Raw genomic sequence first — 18,370 nt, forward strand, 5'->3', positions numbered from 1 at the left:
ATGACAAACGGATCTGGTCAGGGCCAGCCGGAGAAGCCGCAAGCTTCGCAAACGGGATGGGCCGCTAGGTAGGAGGTACAAATAATGAACGTTGATTTGGATAAAATTCAACAGGCTGTCCGCATGATTCTGGAGGCGGTCGGAGAAAATCCCGATCGCGAAGGATTGCTGGATACCCCTAAACGCGTCGCAAAAATGTATGCAGAAGTATTCGAGGGCATGCATATCAACGAGGAACAGTACTTTGAGACCGTTTTTAGCGAAGATCACGAAGAAATGGTTTTGGTCAAAGACATTCCTTTTTACTCCATGTGCGAGCATCACCTGGTTCCGTTTTTCGGCAAGGCGCATGTGGCCTACGTTCCGCGCGGTGGACGGGTTGTCGGTTTGAGCAAGCTGGCGAGAGCGGTTGAAGCAGTAGCCAAGCGCCCGCAGCTGCAAGAGCGAATTACGACGACGATTGCCGAGTCGATCGTCCGCAAGCTCGACCCTCATGGCGTGATCGTCGTGGTTGAAGCAGAGCATATGTGCATGACCATGCGCGGCGTGAAAAAGCCCGGCTCGAAAACGATCACCTCTGCGGTGCGCGGCATGTTTGAAAAAGATGCGGCGGCGCGTGCAGAAGTATTCAGTCTCATCCGTTCCTGATCGGACAGGCGCTAGGCCTGGGATGAACTGCCAAATCCAGCAATTTTCTATTGACTCTACAGGTAAAATATTGTAAAGTACAGATGTACAGTCGGGATGTGGCGCAGCCCGGTAGCGCGCACCCTTGGGGTGGGTGAGGTCCAGGGTTCGAATCCCTGCATTCCGACCATCTGAATAAAAAACCAGGAAGCCTTTTGCGAGGCTTCTTTTTTTGTTCTTGACAATTGCCATTTTTGCTATTGGCTTCCTGATCTTTCTTTTTTATAATAGTAGGGAGACAAGCAAGGGAAGGGTTGTTTAGTGCCATGAAGGTGCCTGTATCGCTTCAGCCGTATTTACAATCAACACAGCAATCCTATTCAAGCAATCGCGCAGCTTCCTCCTTGTCCTACGAGGAGCAGGATCTCTTTTCTGACGTGTTGCAATCACAGTTGGCGCAAGGACAGCGCGTCATCTCCTCGCAAGAGATTTTGGCCAAGCTCGACGGCAGCAGAGAATGGAAGCTGGCCGCAGACTATGAGTCAGAGTTGAATCCGACGATGGAAAAAGGAGCAGCGGTTGCTCCCGGAGCTATTTTGGAGAAAATTGAACGAACCGCCAAATCGCTTGGCGTCGATCCCGATCTGATCCGGGAAGTCGTCAGAGCCGAGTCGAATTTCAATCCGAATGTCGTGTCCAAAGCGGGTGCCAAAGGTTTGATGCAACTGATGGACAAAACAGCACAGGCGATGAGTGTCCGCAATTCATACGACCCGGATGAAAACCTGGCGGGTGGAACGAAATATTTGAAATCGCTTCTCGACCGCTACGATGGCAATGTCAAGGTGGCGCTGGCGGCGTACAATGCAGGCCCGGGCCGGGTAGGCCGTCTGGGTATCGACAGTGACGAGGAGCTGGAGGCAAAGTACAGCCAGCTGCCTCGGGAAACGCAGAAGTATGTAGCAAAAATCATGGGCCGTTTGGAGACAGACGGGACATCATACTAGACGAGGCGCATCACGCACTGGTCAGGAGGAAACAACTTGTCACAGCCAACAATCAACCAGGACTATTTTGTCGTCAAAGCCAAGGAAAACGGCGTGCATGTCATCGGGCTTACGAGAGGCTCGGACACCCGTTTTCATCACACAGAAAAGCTCGACAAGGGCGAAGTGATGATCTTTCAATTCACGGAGCATACTTCGGCCATCAAAGTTCGGGGAAAAGCCGTCATTTACTCGCAGCACGGTGTTGTCGATACGACAGAATAAACAGCTCCAGCGGAAAAGCAGGCATAGCCTGCTTTTTTTGTTTGTACAATGGTGAAGAGGAGGGATGTCTATGCCGCGCCAACTGCTCATGGCGATCGCTGTTTCCACTTTTCTGGCTCTGATGCTGTCGATGGTCCCGAGTGCTTTATGGAGGCAGGCAGATGTGCCCACTTTTCAGACATCACACCCTGTTCAACTGAGCGAGCGAAATGTCCTGGATTTGTTTACATTGACGCCCACACATTATAAAATGAAGCGTATAAAATGGGAAAATCCGTCGGTTTATGTCGATTTGATCGTGAAACCGGGTGAAAAAGTGGATGAAAGTCAAGTTTATCGTGATTTTTACGGATTGACATACGGCTTGCTAACGCACACGGATAATGTTGGTCAAGTGTATTTCCGTTTGCTGGAAGAAAGCGAACAGCCAAAAGAGTCGAGACTCCTTGTTGCCATTCAAACAACTGGGACGAATTTGAAGTCATTTTCCAAACCGGCGGCGGAGATCGCCGATGTGGATTCGTTTGTGAAAAACACATTTCCCGTGCGAATCGATCCGTATTTTTATGAGAGAATTAGTCCCTGATGGTAGAAGTATGGTATGATAGCAAGGACGGCCTTTTGACCGGATGGTAAAGGTAGACGGAAGTGTACGGAACAGGCAGACATCTTTAGGTTGCGCAGCTTGTGGAGGAGGACGCATGAGCAAAGAACATACCCCCTATGTAGAAGAGGTTCGATCGATCATCGAGCAGATCTACAAGCGAACCACCCATTCCTATGTAGAATATTACGTGGACGTTCCTTCCATGGCGGAGAATCGCCTGGAACTCTTGTATTTGTTTTTGCTGGAGCAAGGCATGACGAAGGAACGGGCATCCATTTTCTGCACAGCGACTGGACTTGTCCAGCTGGGACTGGACATGCATGAAAATGTGGAAAATCAATACGAACATTCCTTGAGCGCAGAGCGAAACAGACAGTTGACTGTGCTCGCCGGAGATTACTACAGCAGCCGCTACTACAACCTGCTGGCGGAAACGGGCGAGATTGAAGCGATTCAAGTGTTGTCCGGAGCCATTCAGCGCGTGAATGAAGCCAAAATGAAGCTGTACATTGCGGGACGCGATTCCAGAAGCTTGTCGGATGAAGGGTACTGGGAATTGCGCAACGCCATCGACACAGGTTTGTACGTAGCAATCGTAGAGAAGTATGCCGATTCGGATGATCGCCGCCGCCTGTGGGTCGATCTGATGAAAGAAACGGCCAAGGTAGAAAGCGTTATCGGAGAGTGGGAGCAAATCAAGTGGCAAGAGCAGGTTCCCTTTGGTTTTGCTCGTTTTTTGCTGCAAAAACCGGGTGCTACGCTTGCCCAGGTACTGTCGGGCGTTGAGATGAAAGCCATGGAAATGATCGGCATGTGCGAGCAAATGGTGCGTTCGCTGCCAGCAGAAACACGCAATGTGCTTGCTTCCATAACAGCTCGTTACTCCCATCGAGTGAATCGCCTGAAACGAGTTATTGAGGAGATGTAGCCTAGTGGACCAGACACAAATGAACGAGAAGGCAAAATACGTTCACTCCGTATTTGAAAGCATCGCGAGCGACTACGACAAAATGAACAACGTCATCAGTTTTGGCAGCCATCTGGCCTGGCGCAACTACACCATGAAGCAGATGAACATTCAACCGGGCCATACCGCATTGGATGTAGCCTGCGGCACGGCGGACTGGACGATCGCGCTTGCCAAGGCAGTAGGGAAAGACGGCCGGGTGGTCGGGCTCGACTTCAGCCAGAACATGCTGGATGTAGGCGCGTACAAGGTGGCGAATGAGGGAGTCAGCAACAACGTCAAGCTGGTGAATGCCGATGCGATGAATTTGCCTTACGAGGATAATACATTCGATTTTGCCACGATCGGCTTTGCCCTGCGCAACGTTCCGGATGTGCAGCAAGTGCTCAATGAAATGGCGCGCGTAGTCAAACCGGGCGGGAAAGTCGTTTCTCTGGAAGTGTCCAAGCCTCCATTCATTCCGTATCGCAAGCTATTTTACTTATACTTCTATAAAATTTTGCCATTGATTGCGAAAATGACCGTGAACAAATACGAGGAATATGCCTGGCTTCCGCACTCGCTGACCAATTTTCCGGACAGTCGTGAGCTTGCCGGGATGTTTAGAAAAGCAGGCTTGGACCCGGTTCAAGTCAAGCTGTTCATGGGCGGCGTATCCGCGCTGCACATTGGCACGAAGCCGTAACCGCCTCGACAACAACGGTATTTTTTCAGTAGATAGGAAGTGTCATAGATGGGTCTACGTAAATTGAAAATCATCTTGGAAATGATAAAATTCGAGCATTCCCTGTTTGCTTTGCCGTTTGCTTTTATGGGGGCGGTTTTGGGAAGTATTGTAGTGGAGAAGGCGTGGCCGACCTGGATGGAGATTTTCTGGGTGACGGTTGCGATGGTCGGGGCGCGCAGTGCAGCAATGTCGTTGAATCGGCTGATTGACCGCGTCATTGACGCCAAAAACCCGCGGACAGCTACACGAGCGATTCCGGCGGGGCTTATTTCCGTCCTGGAAGTTGTTTTGTTTATCGTCGTTTCGTTCGCCGTGCTGTTCATTGCGGCGTTCCAGTTGAACGATTTGGCAGTCAAGCTGTTGCCGCTTGCTGTGTTTGTCCTGGTGCTGTATTCCTACACCAAACGCTTCACCTGGCTGTGCCACTTTGTTTTGGGAGTAGCAATCGGGTTCGGACCGTTGGGAGGATGGGTCGCCACGACAGGCCAGGTAGACGCGGTTGGCTTGCTCCTGTTTGTGTCCGTTCTGTTTTGGACGGCGGGCTTCGATATTATTTACGCCTGCCAGGATGCTGACTTTGACCGCAAGGAAGGGCTGTTTTCCATGCCGAGCCGCTTTGGGGTTGCCAGCGCCTTGGTTGTGGCGAGACTGTGCCACATCATCACTTTTGTTGGACTGATGTCGCTGTATGTAGTGGCTGACTTGTCGATCTGGTTCCTGCTCGGCGTACTCATTTCCGGTGCGATCCTGATCTACGAGCACACGCTGGTGAAGCCGACGGATTTGTCCAAAGTAAACGTTGCGTTTTTCAACATGAACGGCATTTTGAGCGTAGTCATGTTCGTGTTTACTATGATTGATCTGGTGATCGCATGAGCCAACAAAAATGGGTAGTCGGAATTACAGGGGCAAGTGGCGCGATTTACGGTGTGCGTGTGGTGACCGAGCTTTTGCGCGCAGGTCATATCGTTCACTTGATGATTACCGAGGCAGGCTGGCAAGTCTTTCACGATGAGCTGGACTGGCATTCAGACGACCGGGAAGGTTTGCTGCGAGAAAAGCTGCAACAATCCTTCCCGGGAGAGCTGCACTACTGGGGGCTTCGCGATTTCAACTGCCCGGCGGCGAGCGGATCGTATCGCTGCGACGGCATGATCGTGGTTCCGTGCTCGATGGGAACGGTTTCCGGGATTGCACACGGCGCTTCGGGCAATTTGCTGGAACGCGTCGCTGACGTTATGATCAAGGAAGGCAGACGACTGGTCCTCGTTCCGCGGGAGACGCCGCTCAATGCGATCCAGCTGGAAAACATGCTGACATTGAGCAAGCTGGGTGTGCGGATCTTGCCAGCCATGCCTGGTTATTATCAAAAACCGCAAACGATGGATGACTTGATTAATTTTGTCGTGGGGAAAGCTTTGGATGCACTTGATGTACCACATTCGCTGTTTCGGCGTTGGGGGGAATAGACGCATGCAAAAGTCTTTGCGGATCGGGCAAATCTTGTATACCAACGTACTGCCTGTTTACTATTATTTTGAACAAGCAAAATTCGAGGATCGCATCGCGTTCATCCGCCAGGTGCCTGCCCAGTTGAATCTGGCGATGGCCAAAGGCGAGATTGACATGGGGCCGATTTCCTCGTTTAGCTATGCTGAGCATGCCTCCCAATATGTGGCATTGGCAGACCTGTCTGTCAGTGCCAACGGGAGAGTAGGCTCCCTTTTCTTATTCAGCAAAAAGCCGATTGAGCAACTGAACGGGGCCAAAATTGCCCTGACCAACACGTCGGCAACGACAGTGAACTTGCTGAAAATCATTCTCCACAAGTTTTACGATTACGAGATCACCTACGTTACACAAGAGCCGAATCTCGCACACATGCTGCAAGATGCGGATGCTGCCCTGCTCATTGGCGATGATGCGATTACCGCAGAGCGGACAGCTGGTGAGCTGCACGTATACGATCTCGGCGAATTGTGGCACCGCTTCACAGGCTATTCCATGACGTTTGCCATTTGGGCGCTGCGACGCGAGGTGATTGACGAGCATTTTGCGTTGATTGCGGAAGTGCACGCCTCTTTTTTGACGAGCAAGAAGAAGACGAAAGCAAATCCTGGCCCGTTGGTCGATTACGTATGCACGCATTTTGGCGGGACAAAAGAGGAGTGGCTTCGTTACTTCGCGGGACTGCAACACGATTTTGGCGAAGTGCAGCGGGTAGGACTGGAGTATTATTACCGATGCGCGGCAGAGCTGGGGCTTCTTGCGGCACCCGCGACAGTCGAGTTGTGGCAGGCGGATGGCCACAAGACCAATATTACGCTTGCGAGATAGGTGGAACGGATAACGGATGAACCTAGTCGATATTTACTTCAAGATGAAAAAGGATGTCCAGTACATTGAAGATGAGCTGGAAAAATCGATTGATACGGATGTGCGGGAACTGTATCAGTCCTCGACTCATTTGCTTAAAGCTGGGGGAAAGCGCATTCGTCCGGTTTTTGTGCTGCTCGGAGGCAAATGGGGCAAGTACGATGTAAAAGTATTGAAGCACGTAGCTGTGCCGCTTGAGCTGATTCATATGGCTTCGCTGGTTCACGACGACGTCATTGATGACGCCGACAAGCGACGGGGCAAAGACACGGTGCGCATGAAATGGGACAACAAGGTGGCGATGTACGCAGGCGATTACATTTTCGCCCGTGCGCTTGCAGTCGCTTCCCAATTGCCGAATCCGAAGCTGCACCAGATTTTGTCCAGAGCGATTGTCGAGGTGTGCAAAGGCGAGATCGAGCAAGTCAAGGATTTGAACAACTGGGATCAAAACTTCCGGACGTATTTGCGCAGAATCAAGCGGAAAACGGCGCTGCTCATTGCGATCAGCTGTCAGTTGGGTGCCGTTGCCAGCGGTGCTACTGAAGAGCTGGTACGCAAAATGTACTGGTACGGGTACAACGTGGGGATGGCTTTTCAAATTACCGATGACATTCTCGATTTCACCGGAACGGAGAAGCAGTTGGGAAAACCGGCAGGGAGCGACCTTTTGCATGGAAACATCACGCTGCCAGCCCTTTACACCGCTTTTCATGGCAAGGCGAGCGGACAGTTCCAGGAGTGGATCAAGGAAAATACGTTTTGGGAGCACACGGACGAAGCGATTCGCCTGGTGCGGGCTGACGAAGGAATCGCATTTTCCCAGCGGCTGGCCGAGCGCTATATTGCCCGCGCGCATGCCATTATAAGCGATTTGCCCAATACGCAGGCAAAAACATCGTTGACAGGAATTGCTAATTTTATCGTCGATCGCAAATTTTAATGAGATTTTAACGGTCTGACTGTTGCTTGACCACCCCAGTTTTGATAAAATTTTCGTTGGTGTTGTATACACCAATACATAGCTTTGATGGAGGCATACTTACAATGGAAAAAACATTCCTTATGGTAAAACCTGACGGCGTACAACGTAACCTGATCGGAGAAATCGTATCCCGTTTCGAGAAAAAAGGCTACCAACTCGTTGGCGCTAAGCTGATGACTGTAAGCCGCGAACTGGCTGAAGAACATTATGCTGAGCACAAAGAGCGCCCATTCTTCGGCGAACTGGTTGACTTCATCACTTCCGGTCCTGTATTCGCTATGGTATGGCAAGGTAACAACGTGATCTCCACAGCTCGTGCTATGATGGGCAAAACAAACCCAGTAGATGCAGCTTCCGGCACAATCCGTGGCGATTTCGCTACTTCCGTTGGCATGAACATCATCCACGGCTCCGATTCCCCAGAAAGCGCTGAGCGTGAAATCGGTCTCTGGTTCTCCGCTGAAGAAGTTCTCTCCTTCGAGAAAACAATCCAACGCTGGATCTAAGATATCACCACAAAAACCCCTTTTTGGGGTTTTTTCTTTTTTTCGTCAAAAACTCCCGCGAAATGGATAGGAATTTGGCGAACGATAGCGAAATGATGAACAACAGGTATGAAAGGGGGTACGATTCTGAATGGAAGATAAAGACTTTCTCCAATTTATTGCAAGCGTTAAAAAAATGACCGGAATTGATCTTGCCCTCTACAAGGAAGCACAGATGAAGCGGCGCCTGACTTCGTTGCGGCAAAAGCGGGGCTACGGCACGTTTGTCCAATATTTTGATGCGATTGCAAAGGACAAGGAGCTTTTTTACGAGTTTCTCGATCGGATGACGATCAACGTCTCCGAGTTTTTCCGCAACCCAGGTCGTTGGGAGGTGCTGGAGAACAAAATTTTGCCGCGGCTTGCCAAGCAATCGTCGCGTGTCAAGTGCTGGAGCGCGGCTTGCTCCACTGGCGAAGAACCGTACACGCTCTCCCTGATTTTGCTGCGCAAGCGTCTGGATGCTACGGTGCTGGCATCGGATATCGATGAGGGCGCTTTGTCCAAGGCAAAGCAAGGCGTGTACACAGACCGTTCCTTGCAAGATTGTCCGAAAGAGCTTGTGGACAAATACTTCGTCAAAGACACGCTCAGCTACCGGATTTCCGAAGAGGTGAAAAAGCGTGTCACGTTCAAAAAGCATAACTTGCTGGCGGATACGTTTGATACCCAGTTCGATTTGATCATTTGCCGCAATGTGATGATCTATTTTACAGAGGAAGCCAAGCACGAGCTGTACCACAAATTCAGCCGGGCGCTCAAACCGGGCGGCGTGCTGTTTGTGGGCAGCACGGAGCAAATCTTCCAGCCGCAGCAATACCAGCTGGAGACGGAAGACACATTCTTTTACCGAAAAATGGGATGATTCTCTATGGCCGTGTGTATAACTCTGCTCCTTTTTCCCAAGACTAGGAATACTTACTTTGCCAAGGGAGGCAGCAGATGGATAAGCACAAGGTCATCGAAGCATACCGTCGGGGTTTGATTACGTTGCAAGAATGCGGACAAATACTTGGGGCTGAAAAAACTCAGCTGGATGATTTGATACGTGTGGATCATTCCAGAAGGCCGCTGAGCCCCAATCCATTTTTGATGGTCGATCCTTTCTAGTCAGCGCCATCTGCAAGCGAAGCGCTTCTCCATTGGAGGGGCGTTTTTTCTTCAAGCGAAAGGTTTTCGCGTAGGATTGTACTTTTTGTGTTTCCAGAGCGAGACAGGTATGATATTATAGCGCTTAAAAGTGATAAAGGACAGCGACCCGAACCGGAAGGAACTGGGGACATGAGCTGCCTGGAGGATGGAGGAAGGAAGAGATGCGTTACTTGACAGCGGGGGAGTCCCACGGACCGCAGCTTACAGCGATCATCGAGGGAATCCCAAGCAACTTGCCGATTTCCATTGAGGCAATCAACGAACAGCTGGCGCGCCGCCAAAAAGGTCACGGGCGGGGCCGGAGAATGCAAATTGAAAAGGACCAGGTGAAAATTTTGTCTGGCGTGCGCCACGGGTATACGACAGGAGCACCGATCACGCTGGTTGTTGAAAATAAGGATTGGACGCACTGGCAGACGATCATGAGTGCCGAGCCAGTAGAAGAGGGCGCAGAGGAAAAACGCCGCGTGTCTCGCCCGCGCCCAGGCCATGCTGATTTGAACGGTGCGATTAAATATCATCAACGGGATATGCGAAATATTCTGGAACGTTCCAGCGCCCGCGAAACAACTGTGCGTGTTGCGGTCGGCGCCGTAGCGCGTCAATTGCTCGCCGCTTTTGGCATCCAGATCGGCGGACAAGTGTTGCAGATCAACGATGTCGTGGCAAAACGCCAGGAAGTCAGCCTGGAAGAGCTGATCGCCCGCACGGAAGAATCACCTGTCCGTTGCCTGGACAAAGAAGCGGAGCCGCTTATGATGGCAGCGATCGACAAGGCCAAAGAAGACGGGGATTCTCTCGGCGGCGTGGTTGAAGTCATCGTGGAAGGCGTGCCGATCGGCTTGGGCAGCCACGTGCAATGGGACCGCAAGCTGGACGGACGACTCGCTCAGGCGATCATGAGCATTCAAGCCTTCAAAGGCGTGGAGATCGGAATCGGGTTTGAAGCTGCGGATTTGAAAGGCTCCCAGGTTCATGACGAGATCGTTTGGAACGAGGAAACAGGCTACAGTCGCAAAACAAACCGGGCAGGCGGACTGGAAGGCGGCATGACCACAGGCATGCCTGTCGTTGTCAGAGGCGTGATGAAACCGATCCCGACGCTGTACAAGCCGCTGATGAGCGTCGATATCGACTCCAGAGAGCCGTTCTCGGCCAGCATCGAGCGCTCCGACAGCTGCGCGGTTCCGGCAGCGAGTGTCGTGGCAGAAGCTGTGGTGGCATGGGAAATCGCCCAAGCGATGTGCGAAAAATTCCCGAGCGATTCCATGGACGACATGATCGAAAACGTGCGTGAATACCGCGCATACACGGAGAAATTCTAATGGATACCAACAGACTGACAGTAGAGCTGGGAGAGCGTTCCTACGAGATTGTGATCGGTGATTCTCTATTGCAGCAGGTGCCTGGTTTGCTTGCGGAGGCGGGGGTTGTCTCCACAAGCAAACTCATGATTATAACAGATGAGCACGTGGCGGTTCGTTACTTAGAGCCGCTGCGTGATGCTCTGCGCGCTGCCGGATACAACGCGACAGCGAGCGTAGTGGAAGCGGGCGAGCAATCGAAAAGTCTGCCTGTCTATGAACGGCTGATGACCGAAGCGATTCAAGCGGGATTGGATCGCCAATCTGCGATTCTCGCATTGGGCGGCGGAGTCGTGGGAGATTTGGCTGGCTTCGTGGCGGCTACGTTTATGCGCGGCATTCATTTTGTCCAGCTGCCGACTACTTTGCTTGCCCACGACAGCTCCGTCGGAGGGAAAGTGGCGATCAATCACCCGTTGGGGAAAAACTTGATCGGCGCTTTTCATCAGCCTCGCGTCGTGATCTATGACACAAAAGTGCTGCACACTTTGCCCAAGCGTGAAGTGGCTGCCGGCTTTGCCGAGGTAATCAAGCACGCCCTTATTTCCGATGCTTCCTTTGCAGATTGGCTGGAGGAGAACGCCGCAAGTTTGTGGGAGCTTGATTCAGAATTGTTAGGGAAAGCGATTGAAAAAGGCTGCGCAGTGAAGGCTGCGATTGTCTCTGTTGACGAGACGGAGCAGGGCCCGCGGGCGCTATTGAATTTGGGGCATACGTTCGGGCATGCGTTTGAAGCGTTGTCAGCTTACTCCACGCTGAATCACGGCGAAGCGATTTCAATCGGGATGTGTCTGGCTGCCAAACTAGCAGAGCGAATCGGTCTTGCGCCAAACGGTGTGTACGACCGCACGAAGCACTTGATTGGTTTGTACCATTTGCCTACGGCTTGGCCAAAAGGACTGCTGCCGCAAGATGTACTCGATGCGATGAAGCGGGACAAGAAGACCGTTGGCGGCAAGCTTGCCCTCGTATTGCCTAGCGCAATCGGGCAGGCGGAGATTGTGAAAAATGTAGACGAACAGCTCATCCTGACAGTAATGAGTGAAGAAGCGGGGGCTTTGTAATGGGAATGCGAGGAATTAGAGGCGCAGTCACGGTGGAAGCCGATACGCGAGACGAGATTGTCTCTTCCACCAAGTGGCTGCTGGAAGAAATGGTTACGCGCAATGAAGTGAATCCTGAAGAGATTGGCAGCATCATCATCACGACGACAGAGGATTTGTGTGCGACATTTCCCGCCCAGGCGGCACGTCTTCTTGAAGGGGAAGCGTGGCAGTATGTTCCCCTGATGTGCGCACGCGAAATTCCTGTACCAGGCAGCTTGCCGCTCTGTATACGTGTCATGATGCATGTCAACACAGAGAAATCGGCAAAAGAGATTCAACACGTCTTCTTGCGGGATGCTGTAAAGCTTCGACCTGATTTGACAAATCGCAGTTGACAATCAGGGCGCTCTCTTTTACCATAAGTGAAACGAGAGCGCCTCGTTTGTTCGTGAAGAGCCAATTCCGGCTGAGATGAGAATGAGTAGAGCAGAGTAGAGATGAGTTAGGTTGAGGAGAGAAGAGCAGGCTGGGTACATATTTATCTACCCGATCCAGTTCTTTTTGCTGGATTTTTTTGTATATTTTTTTCTCCCCCTACCTCTCGCTCTAGAAAGCGGGTGGTGAAAAGACGGGTGTCTTCGTCCTTTTCGCTCCCACTAAAAAGGAGATGAGAGTTCCATGTATTTTCCCTCCCTTGCCGAAGTCAAGACCCTTTCGGCGTCGTATTCCCTGATTCCTGTGAGCTTGAAACTTCTAGCTGACCAGGAGACTCCTATCCGTTTGTATCAGAAGATTCGCACCAGCGATTCGTTTTTGCTGGAAAGCGTAGAAGGCGGCGCGCGCTGGGCACGCTTTTCCTTCATTGGGATGAATCCTTTTCAGATCGTGGAAGCAAAAGGAGCAGACATCTCCGTTGTGTCGAGAAGCGGTGAGCGCAAAGCGATGACAGGCAACCCCGTCGACTTTTTGCGCGAGGAGACAGATCGCTTCAAAAGCCCCAAGCTGCCGGGCTTTCCCCGGCTTAGCGGCGGAGCGGTCGGCTTTTTTGGCTACAATACGCTGCGTTATTTTGAAAACCTCCCGGCCCATCGCAAGGAAGCGGTTCAAGCTCCTGACATGCGTTTTCTGTTCGTCGACGAGATGATCGCGTTCGATCACCTGAAACAAGAAATTCAGTTGATCGTGAATTTGCACGTCGAGCCAGGAGATTCGCCAGCCATTATTGACGAAAAATACAGGCTAGTCTGCGAACGGCTGGAGCAATTGGCGGAAAAAGTCACCGCTCCGTTGGAACAGGACAGCCGGATTCAAGTGGCAGTCGATTCGCCCAAACCGCTGCAGGTCGAGCCAAACATGAGCCGCGAGCAATACGAGCGCATGGTCGAACAGGCGAAAGAGTACATCGCCGCAGGAGACATTTTTCAGGTCGTGCTCTCCCAACGCTTTTCCGTGAAGACAGATGTCGACCCGTTTGCCGTGTACCGGCTGCTGCGTACGCTGAATCCTTCTCCGTACATGTACTACCTCGAATACGCAGGCGAGACGGTGGTCGGAACATCTCCTGAGCTGCTCGTGCGGGTGGAGGATGAAAAAGTCGAGATGCGCCCGATTGCCGGGACGAGAAAAAGAGGCGCGACACCGCAAGAGGACGAGGAGCTGGCCGCAGACCTTTTGGCAGACAAAAAAGAGCGGGCCGAACATTACATGCTGCTCGATTTGGGCCGAAATGACGTCGGCAAAGTCTCCGCGTACGGAAGCGTGCAAGTGGAGGAGGCGCTCGTCATCGAAAATTACTCGCATGTGATGCACATGGTATCGCATGTGACAGGCAAGCTGCGCGAGGGACTGCACGCGTTTGACGCCCTGTTGAGCGCCTTTCCTGCGGGAACTGTCTCAGGCTCGCCGAAGCTGCGGGCGATGGAAATTATAGCCGAGCTGGAACAGGATGAGCGCCATTTGTATGCGGGAGCGATCGGCTACATTTCCTTTGACGGCTCGCTCGACAGTTGCATTACGATTCGCACTTTGTTCTTCCAGGATGGATACGCGCATGTGCAGGCTGGCGCAGGCATCGTGGCGGATTCCATTCCGGCAAGCGAATATCAGGAAACGGTAAACAAGGCGGCCGCGATGATTTCGGCCCTGGAAAAAGCAGAACAGCTATTTGCGCGCAAGGAGGAATTGCTATGCTGACCTATGCACTGGAACAAATTTTGCAAGGAAGCGATTTGACACGAGCAATCGCTGAGGAAGCAATGGGAGAGATCATGGACGGCAAAGCGACTCCTGCCCAGATCGGCGCCTTTTTGGCCAGCATGCGGCTCAAGGGAGAGCAGGTTGAGGAAATTATCGGGTTTGCCCAGGCGATGCGGGCACGAGCGATGCGTTTTCCGATCGATCATCCCGGTTTGGTCGATACGTGCGGCACCGGAGGAGACGGCAGCAACACGTTCAACATCTCGACGGCGAGTGCGATTGTGGCGGCAAGCGACGGCGTGCGGATCGCCAAGCACGGCAATCGTGCCGTATCGAGCAAGAGCGGCAGTGCGGATGTGCTGGAAGCGCTGGGAGTCCCAGTCAACCTGTCGCCAAAAGAGGCTGCGGATTGCTTGCGTGCTACCAATCTGTGCTTCCTGTTTGCCCCGCTGTACCATCAGGCGATGAAGCATGCAGCCGGACCGCGCAAGGAGCTGGCTGTACGCACCGTGTTTAATTTGCTCGGCCCTCTGACCAACCCGGCAAACGCCAGTCACCAACTCATGGGCGTCTACGATGCGAAGCTGCTCCCGACGGTTGCGGCTGTACTGCGAGAGCTGCACGTAGAGCGGGCGCTGGTTGTGGCAGGCTCGGACGGACTCGATGAGCTGACCGTGACGGGAACGAGCCAGATCGCTGAACTGCGAGATGGCCAGATTCGCACGTACGAGATCGATCCCAAGCAGTTCGGATTGCGCCGACATGACAAAGAGGCGCTGCGCGGCGGGGATTCGAGCGAAAATGCCGAGATCATTCGCGATGTATTCGCTGGCAAGCGCGGTGCGGCACGCGACATCGTGCTGTTGAATGCAGGAGCGATCCTCTACTTGTCTGATCGCGTGCGTTCCATTGAGGCAGGAGTGATTCGGGCGGCAGAGCTGATCGACGACGGACTGGTCATGCGCAAGCTGGAGCACATCCGGCAAATTGCAGGAGGAATGATTCATGCTTCTTAACATTGTGGAAAAGAAACGCGAAGAAATTGCTCACCTGAAACAAGCGACGACGATCGCAAACTTGCTTGAGCAAGCGAAAAACCAGGATCGTCCGCGCGGCTTCCATCAAGCGCTTGTGCAAAGTTCCCGTCCAGTCAGCGTCATCGCAGAAGTGAAGAAGGCGTCTCCGTCCAAAGGGCTGATTCGCCCGGATTTTGATCCGCTGCAAATCGCGCAGGCGTATCAAGCTGCCGAAGCAGAATGCTTGTCCGTCTTGACCGACGAGACATTTTTCCAAGGAAGTCTGGCTTATTTGAAAGACATCCGCGAAGTGGTAAACCGTCCGCTCCTGCGCAAAGATTTTCTCATCGAGGACATCCAGGTCGTGGAAGCGCGGGCAGCGGGCGCGGATTGCATTTTGCTCATCGCGGCGATTCTCGATCACGAGCAACTGCGGCATTTGTATCAAACCGCAGAAGAGCTGGGGATGGACGTGCTCGTCGAAGTGCATGACAAGCCGGAATGCGACCGCGTATTCCGGGCGATCGAACCGAAGCTGCTCGGAATCAACAACCGGAATTTGCGCACATTCGAGACGAATCTCGCTGTGACAGACGAACTGATTGGCGGACTGCCTGCTTCGTTGACAGTCGTGAGCGAAAGCGGCATTTCCAAAGCGGAGGATGTCGAGAAGGTAAGGAGAGCAGGAGCGCGCGCCGTTTTGGTGGGAGAGCATTTCATGCGTCAGCCAGACGTAGCGCAAGCGGTGATCGAGCTGGTTGGAGCGAAAGCGGGGGTGAGTTTGTGACCCGATTAAAAATTTGCGGGATCAAACGCCCGGAAACGCTTGCGCTTTTAAAAGAACTGGATGTCGACTACGTGGGCCTGGTTTTTGCCCCGAGCAAGCGCAGGATCGACGCACGGACGGCTGGAGAGCTGCTTGCAGCCGTCCCTGCTCATCCGCCAGCGGTGGGCGTGTTCGTCAACCCGACTCTGGACGAGTTGGCGGAGGTGTTGCAGGACGTGCCGCTCGCTGCCGTGCAGCTGCACGGGCAGGAGACGCCGGAATTTTGCCGTCAAGTGCGGGAACGTTTTTCCGTGGAAGTGTGGAAAGCGCTGGCTGTCGGCGGCGAAGAGGATGCAGTCCGGGCGATTGGAGCGTATCAAGGGATCGTAAGCGCCTTTTTGTTCGATACGTATGATCCTGCCCAAGCCGGGGGAACCGGGAAAAAGTTTTCGTGGGAGCAGATTCCTCTGTTGAAGGCTGCGTGCCAAGCGGCTGATTGCATCATCGCGGGCGGCATTCACGCCGAAAATGTCGGAGAGCTGCTCGAAACGTATCAGGCCCCTGTGATCGATGTGTCCAGCGGAGTGGAAACGGATGGAGAGAAAGACGGAGAAAAGATAAAAAAACTGGTGGAGAGGGTGAAGGCGCATGCCAAGCAATACACAGACAACCGCGCGGGTCGTGCCTGACGAAAATGGACGTTTTGGAGCGTTTGGAGGGAAATTCGTACCGGAAACGTTGATGAACGCTTTGTACGAGCTGGAGACTGCTTTTGAGGAAGCGCGACGTGATCCACAGTTCGTAGCAGAGCTGAATGAGCTGCTGAGCAAATACGCTGGGCGTCCTACGCCGTTGACGTACGCTGAACGGTTGACGCAAGAGCTTGGCGGGGCGCAAATCTACCTCAAGCGCGAAGACCTCAACCATACCGGGGCGCACAAACTGAACAACGCGCTCGGTCAAGCCCTTTTGGCAAAACGGATGGGCAAAAAATCGATTATCGCGGAAACAGGAGCGGGCCAGCATGGTGTCGCGAGCGCTACCGTAGCAGCGAAGCTGGGGCTTTCCTGCAAAGTATTCATGGGCGAGGAAGATATTCGCCGTCAGTCGCTGAACGTGTTTCGCATGAACTTGCTCGGAGCGGAAGTCATTCCGGCGGTATCAGGCTCGCGCACACTCAAAGACGCGACGAATGAAGCGATTCGCCACTGGGTTTCTCACGTAGAGGAAACGTTTTACGTCATCGGATCGGTCGTCGGCCCGCATCCTTATCCGTACATGGTCCGCGAGTTCCAGAAAATCATCGGAGAGGAAACCCGGCGTCAAGTGTTGGAACAGCTCGGCAAATTGCCCGACGAAGTGGTCGCGTGCGTAGGAGGCGGAAGCAATGCGATCGGCATGTTCTATCCGTTCATCCAGGATGAGTCTGTTGCGCTGCGCGGCGTGGAAGCGGCGGGAAAAGGAATCGATACGGACAAACACGCGGCAACCTTGACGCTTGGACGTCCAGGAGTGATTCACGGCTCGCTTACCTACTTGCTGCAAGATGAGCATGGTCAGGTGCAAGAAGCGCATTCCATCTCCGCCGGGCTGGATTATCCGGGTGTCGGTCCCGAGCATGCGTATTTGAAAGATACGGAAAGAGTGACGTATACGTCTGTCACAGATGCGGAGGCGCTGGCGGCAGTCGAGCTTTTGTGCCGGACGGAAGGCATCATCCCCGCGCTGGAGAGCGCTCATGCGATTGCGGAAGTGATCAAGCGCGCTCCGCAAATGTCTCCTGAGCAAGTGCTGGTCATTTGCCTGTCGGGGCGCGGAGACAAAGACGTGTTGACCATTCAGGAAGCGTTGGCAGAACGGACAGAAGGAGGCGAGGCGTAATGACGGCAGCTACCAATCGAATCGACCGTTTGTTTGCGGATCGCAGCCGCAAGCGTTTTATCCCGTTCATTACGGTGGGCGATCCAACTATCGAAGCGACTTTTCAGCTTGTGACCGCCATGGCGGAGGCCGGAGCCGATGTGATTGAGCTGGGCATACCTTACTCTGACCCGCTGGCAGACGGCCCTACCATTCAGCGAGCTTCCCAGCGCGCACTGGAAAACGGCGTGTCGATTGCAGACGCTTTGCAACTGGTGAGCCGTTTGCGCCAGTCGAAAGTAGAAGCGGGCATCGTGTTGTTCTCCTACTTCAACCCGGTGCTGCAATATGGAGTCGAGCGGTTTTTTGCGGAAATGGCGGCACACGGGGCAGATGGCGTCGTCATTCCCGATTTGCCGATTGAAGAAAACGGCCCTTGCGTTGCGGCGGCGAAGCAAAACGGCCTTCATGTCATTTCGCTGGTCGCGCCGACTTCCGAAGCGCGCATCCAAACGATTGGCGAACAGGCGACAGGCTTTTTGTATTGCGTCTCGTCGCTCGGCGTGACAGGGGCGAGGACGGATTTGCGCGAGGATCTGGCAGACTTTTTGCAACGGGTGAAGGCGAGTACGAGTGCGCCGACTGCTGTCGGATTCGGCATTTCTACACCAGAGCAGGTGCGGGCCGTGGCTCCTCATGCGGACGGGGTAATCGTGGGCAGTGCGATTGTGCAGCAGATTGAAAACTACGAGAACGAACTGAAAGATCCGGCACGAATGCCAGATGCTGTTGAAAAAATAAAAACGTTTGTACATCAGTTGGCGAGTGCGCTACAATAGTGGGAAAAATGTGACTGGAGTGAACG

The 18,370-nt window shown here is 53.1% G+C and carries 22 protein-coding genes and 1 tRNA gene; all 23 read left to right on the plus strand.

Features of this window, described 5'->3' with window-relative positions:
* Positions 1 to 81 precede the first annotated feature (81 nt).
* The 23 genes from folE to trpA all read left to right on the plus strand — a co-directional run bounded on the left by folE (position 82) and on the right by trpA (position 18,344).
* Complete coding sequence (folE, locus tag HP435_RS12695; protein ID WP_173595995.1) at positions 82 to 648, plus strand: GTP cyclohydrolase I FolE; 567 nt, start codon at positions 82 to 84, stop codon at positions 646 to 648.
* 92 nt (positions 649 to 740) lie between these two features.
* Positions 741 to 817, plus strand: a tRNA-Pro gene (locus HP435_RS12700).
* Between the two features lie 136 nt (positions 818 to 953).
* A complete protein-coding gene (locus HP435_RS12705) occupies positions 954 to 1,634 on the plus strand; it encodes a lytic transglycosylase domain-containing protein (protein WP_122963586.1) in 681 nt (226 codons plus the stop codon).
* Positions 1,635 to 1,670: 36 nt separating this feature from the next.
* Complete coding sequence (mtrB, locus tag HP435_RS12710) at positions 1,671 to 1,898, plus strand: trp RNA-binding attenuation protein MtrB (protein WP_063226943.1); 228 nt, start codon at positions 1,671 to 1,673, stop codon at positions 1,896 to 1,898.
* 70 nt (positions 1,899 to 1,968) lie between these two features.
* Positions 1,969 to 2,484 (plus strand): hypothetical protein, encoded by a 516-nt coding sequence (locus HP435_RS12715; protein WP_173595808.1) that lies wholly within the window; start codon positions 1,969 to 1,971, stop codon positions 2,482 to 2,484.
* A gap of 115 nt (positions 2,485 to 2,599) precedes the next feature.
* Entirely contained in the window at positions 2,600 to 3,433 is an 834-nt protein-coding gene (locus tag HP435_RS12720) for a heptaprenyl diphosphate synthase component 1 (protein WP_173595809.1), read from the plus strand.
* A 4-nt stretch (positions 3,434 to 3,437) separates the two neighbouring features.
* Entirely contained in the window at positions 3,438 to 4,157 is a 720-nt protein-coding gene (locus HP435_RS12725; RefSeq protein WP_122963583.1) for a demethylmenaquinone methyltransferase, read from the plus strand.
* Positions 4,158 to 4,205: 48 nt separating this feature from the next.
* On the plus strand, positions 4,206 to 5,075 hold the full coding sequence (locus tag HP435_RS12730) for a UbiA-like polyprenyltransferase (RefSeq protein WP_122963582.1): 870 nt from the start codon (positions 4,206 to 4,208) through the stop codon (positions 5,073 to 5,075).
* The gene (locus HP435_RS12735) at positions 5,072 to 5,668 is read left to right on the plus strand and encodes a UbiX family flavin prenyltransferase (protein WP_122963581.1); all 597 of its coding nucleotides are present in this window, start codon (positions 5,072 to 5,074) and stop codon (positions 5,666 to 5,668) included. Before HP435_RS12730 ends, HP435_RS12735 begins: the two co-directional genes overlap by 4 nt.
* Positions 5,669 to 5,672: 4 nt before the next feature.
* Positions 5,673 to 6,536, plus strand: a complete 864-nt coding sequence (locus HP435_RS12740) for a menaquinone biosynthesis protein (protein WP_122963580.1) — start codon at positions 5,673 to 5,675, stop codon at positions 6,534 to 6,536.
* A 16-nt stretch (positions 6,537 to 6,552) separates the two neighbouring features.
* Positions 6,553 to 7,518: a polyprenyl synthetase family protein gene (locus HP435_RS12745; RefSeq protein ID WP_122963579.1), complete on the plus strand. Its 966-nt coding sequence runs from the start codon at positions 6,553 to 6,555 to the stop codon at positions 7,516 to 7,518.
* Positions 7,519 to 7,622: 104 nt separating this feature from the next.
* Positions 7,623 to 8,066: a nucleoside-diphosphate kinase gene (ndk, locus tag HP435_RS12750; RefSeq protein WP_063226951.1), complete on the plus strand. Its 444-nt coding sequence runs from the start codon at positions 7,623 to 7,625 to the stop codon at positions 8,064 to 8,066.
* A gap of 130 nt (positions 8,067 to 8,196) precedes the next feature.
* Positions 8,197 to 8,970 (plus strand): CheR family methyltransferase, encoded by a 774-nt coding sequence (locus HP435_RS12755; RefSeq protein ID WP_122963578.1) that lies wholly within the window; start codon positions 8,197 to 8,199, stop codon positions 8,968 to 8,970.
* Between the two features lie 77 nt (positions 8,971 to 9,047).
* Positions 9,048 to 9,215, plus strand: a complete 168-nt coding sequence (locus HP435_RS12760) for a hypothetical protein (RefSeq protein ID WP_007785434.1) — start codon at positions 9,048 to 9,050, stop codon at positions 9,213 to 9,215.
* 203 nt (positions 9,216 to 9,418) lie between these two features.
* Complete coding sequence (gene aroC / locus HP435_RS12765) at positions 9,419 to 10,582, plus strand: chorismate synthase (protein WP_122963577.1); 1,164 nt, start codon at positions 9,419 to 9,421, stop codon at positions 10,580 to 10,582.
* A complete protein-coding gene (gene aroB / locus HP435_RS12770) occupies positions 10,582 to 11,685 on the plus strand; it encodes a 3-dehydroquinate synthase (protein ID WP_173598795.1) in 1,104 nt (367 codons plus the stop codon). The genes aroC and aroB overlap by 1 nt, the downstream gene beginning before the upstream one ends.
* Positions 11,685 to 12,062: a chorismate mutase gene (gene aroH, locus HP435_RS12775; RefSeq protein WP_122963575.1), complete on the plus strand. Its 378-nt coding sequence runs from the start codon at positions 11,685 to 11,687 to the stop codon at positions 12,060 to 12,062. The genes aroB and aroH overlap by 1 nt, the downstream gene beginning before the upstream one ends.
* Before the next feature lie 283 nt (positions 12,063 to 12,345).
* Positions 12,346 to 13,860: an anthranilate synthase component I gene (trpE, locus tag HP435_RS12780; protein WP_122963574.1), complete on the plus strand. Its 1,515-nt coding sequence runs from the start codon at positions 12,346 to 12,348 to the stop codon at positions 13,858 to 13,860.
* A complete protein-coding gene (gene trpD, locus HP435_RS12785) occupies positions 13,854 to 14,879 on the plus strand; it encodes an anthranilate phosphoribosyltransferase (protein WP_122963573.1) in 1,026 nt (341 codons plus the stop codon). The genes trpE and trpD overlap by 7 nt, the downstream gene beginning before the upstream one ends.
* Positions 14,869 to 15,666, plus strand: a complete 798-nt coding sequence (gene trpC / locus HP435_RS12790) for an indole-3-glycerol phosphate synthase TrpC (protein ID WP_173598796.1) — start codon at positions 14,869 to 14,871, stop codon at positions 15,664 to 15,666. The genes trpD and trpC overlap by 11 nt, the downstream gene beginning before the upstream one ends.
* A complete protein-coding gene (locus tag HP435_RS12795; protein WP_173598797.1) occupies positions 15,663 to 16,334 on the plus strand; it encodes a phosphoribosylanthranilate isomerase in 672 nt (223 codons plus the stop codon). Before trpC ends, HP435_RS12795 begins: the two co-directional genes overlap by 4 nt.
* Positions 16,294 to 17,526 (plus strand): tryptophan synthase subunit beta, encoded by a 1,233-nt coding sequence (trpB, locus tag HP435_RS12800; RefSeq protein WP_173598798.1) that lies wholly within the window; start codon positions 16,294 to 16,296, stop codon positions 17,524 to 17,526. Before HP435_RS12795 ends, trpB begins: the two co-directional genes overlap by 41 nt.
* The gene (gene trpA / locus HP435_RS12805) at positions 17,526 to 18,344 is read left to right on the plus strand and encodes a tryptophan synthase subunit alpha (RefSeq protein ID WP_122963569.1); all 819 of its coding nucleotides are present in this window, start codon (positions 17,526 to 17,528) and stop codon (positions 18,342 to 18,344) included. Before trpB ends, trpA begins: the two co-directional genes overlap by 1 nt.
* Positions 18,345 to 18,370 lie beyond the last annotated feature (26 nt).

It is taken from the genome of Brevibacillus sp. HD3.3A, assembly GCF_013284375.2.
Classification (GTDB): domain Bacteria; phylum Bacillota; class Bacilli; order Brevibacillales; family Brevibacillaceae; genus Brevibacillus; species Brevibacillus parabrevis.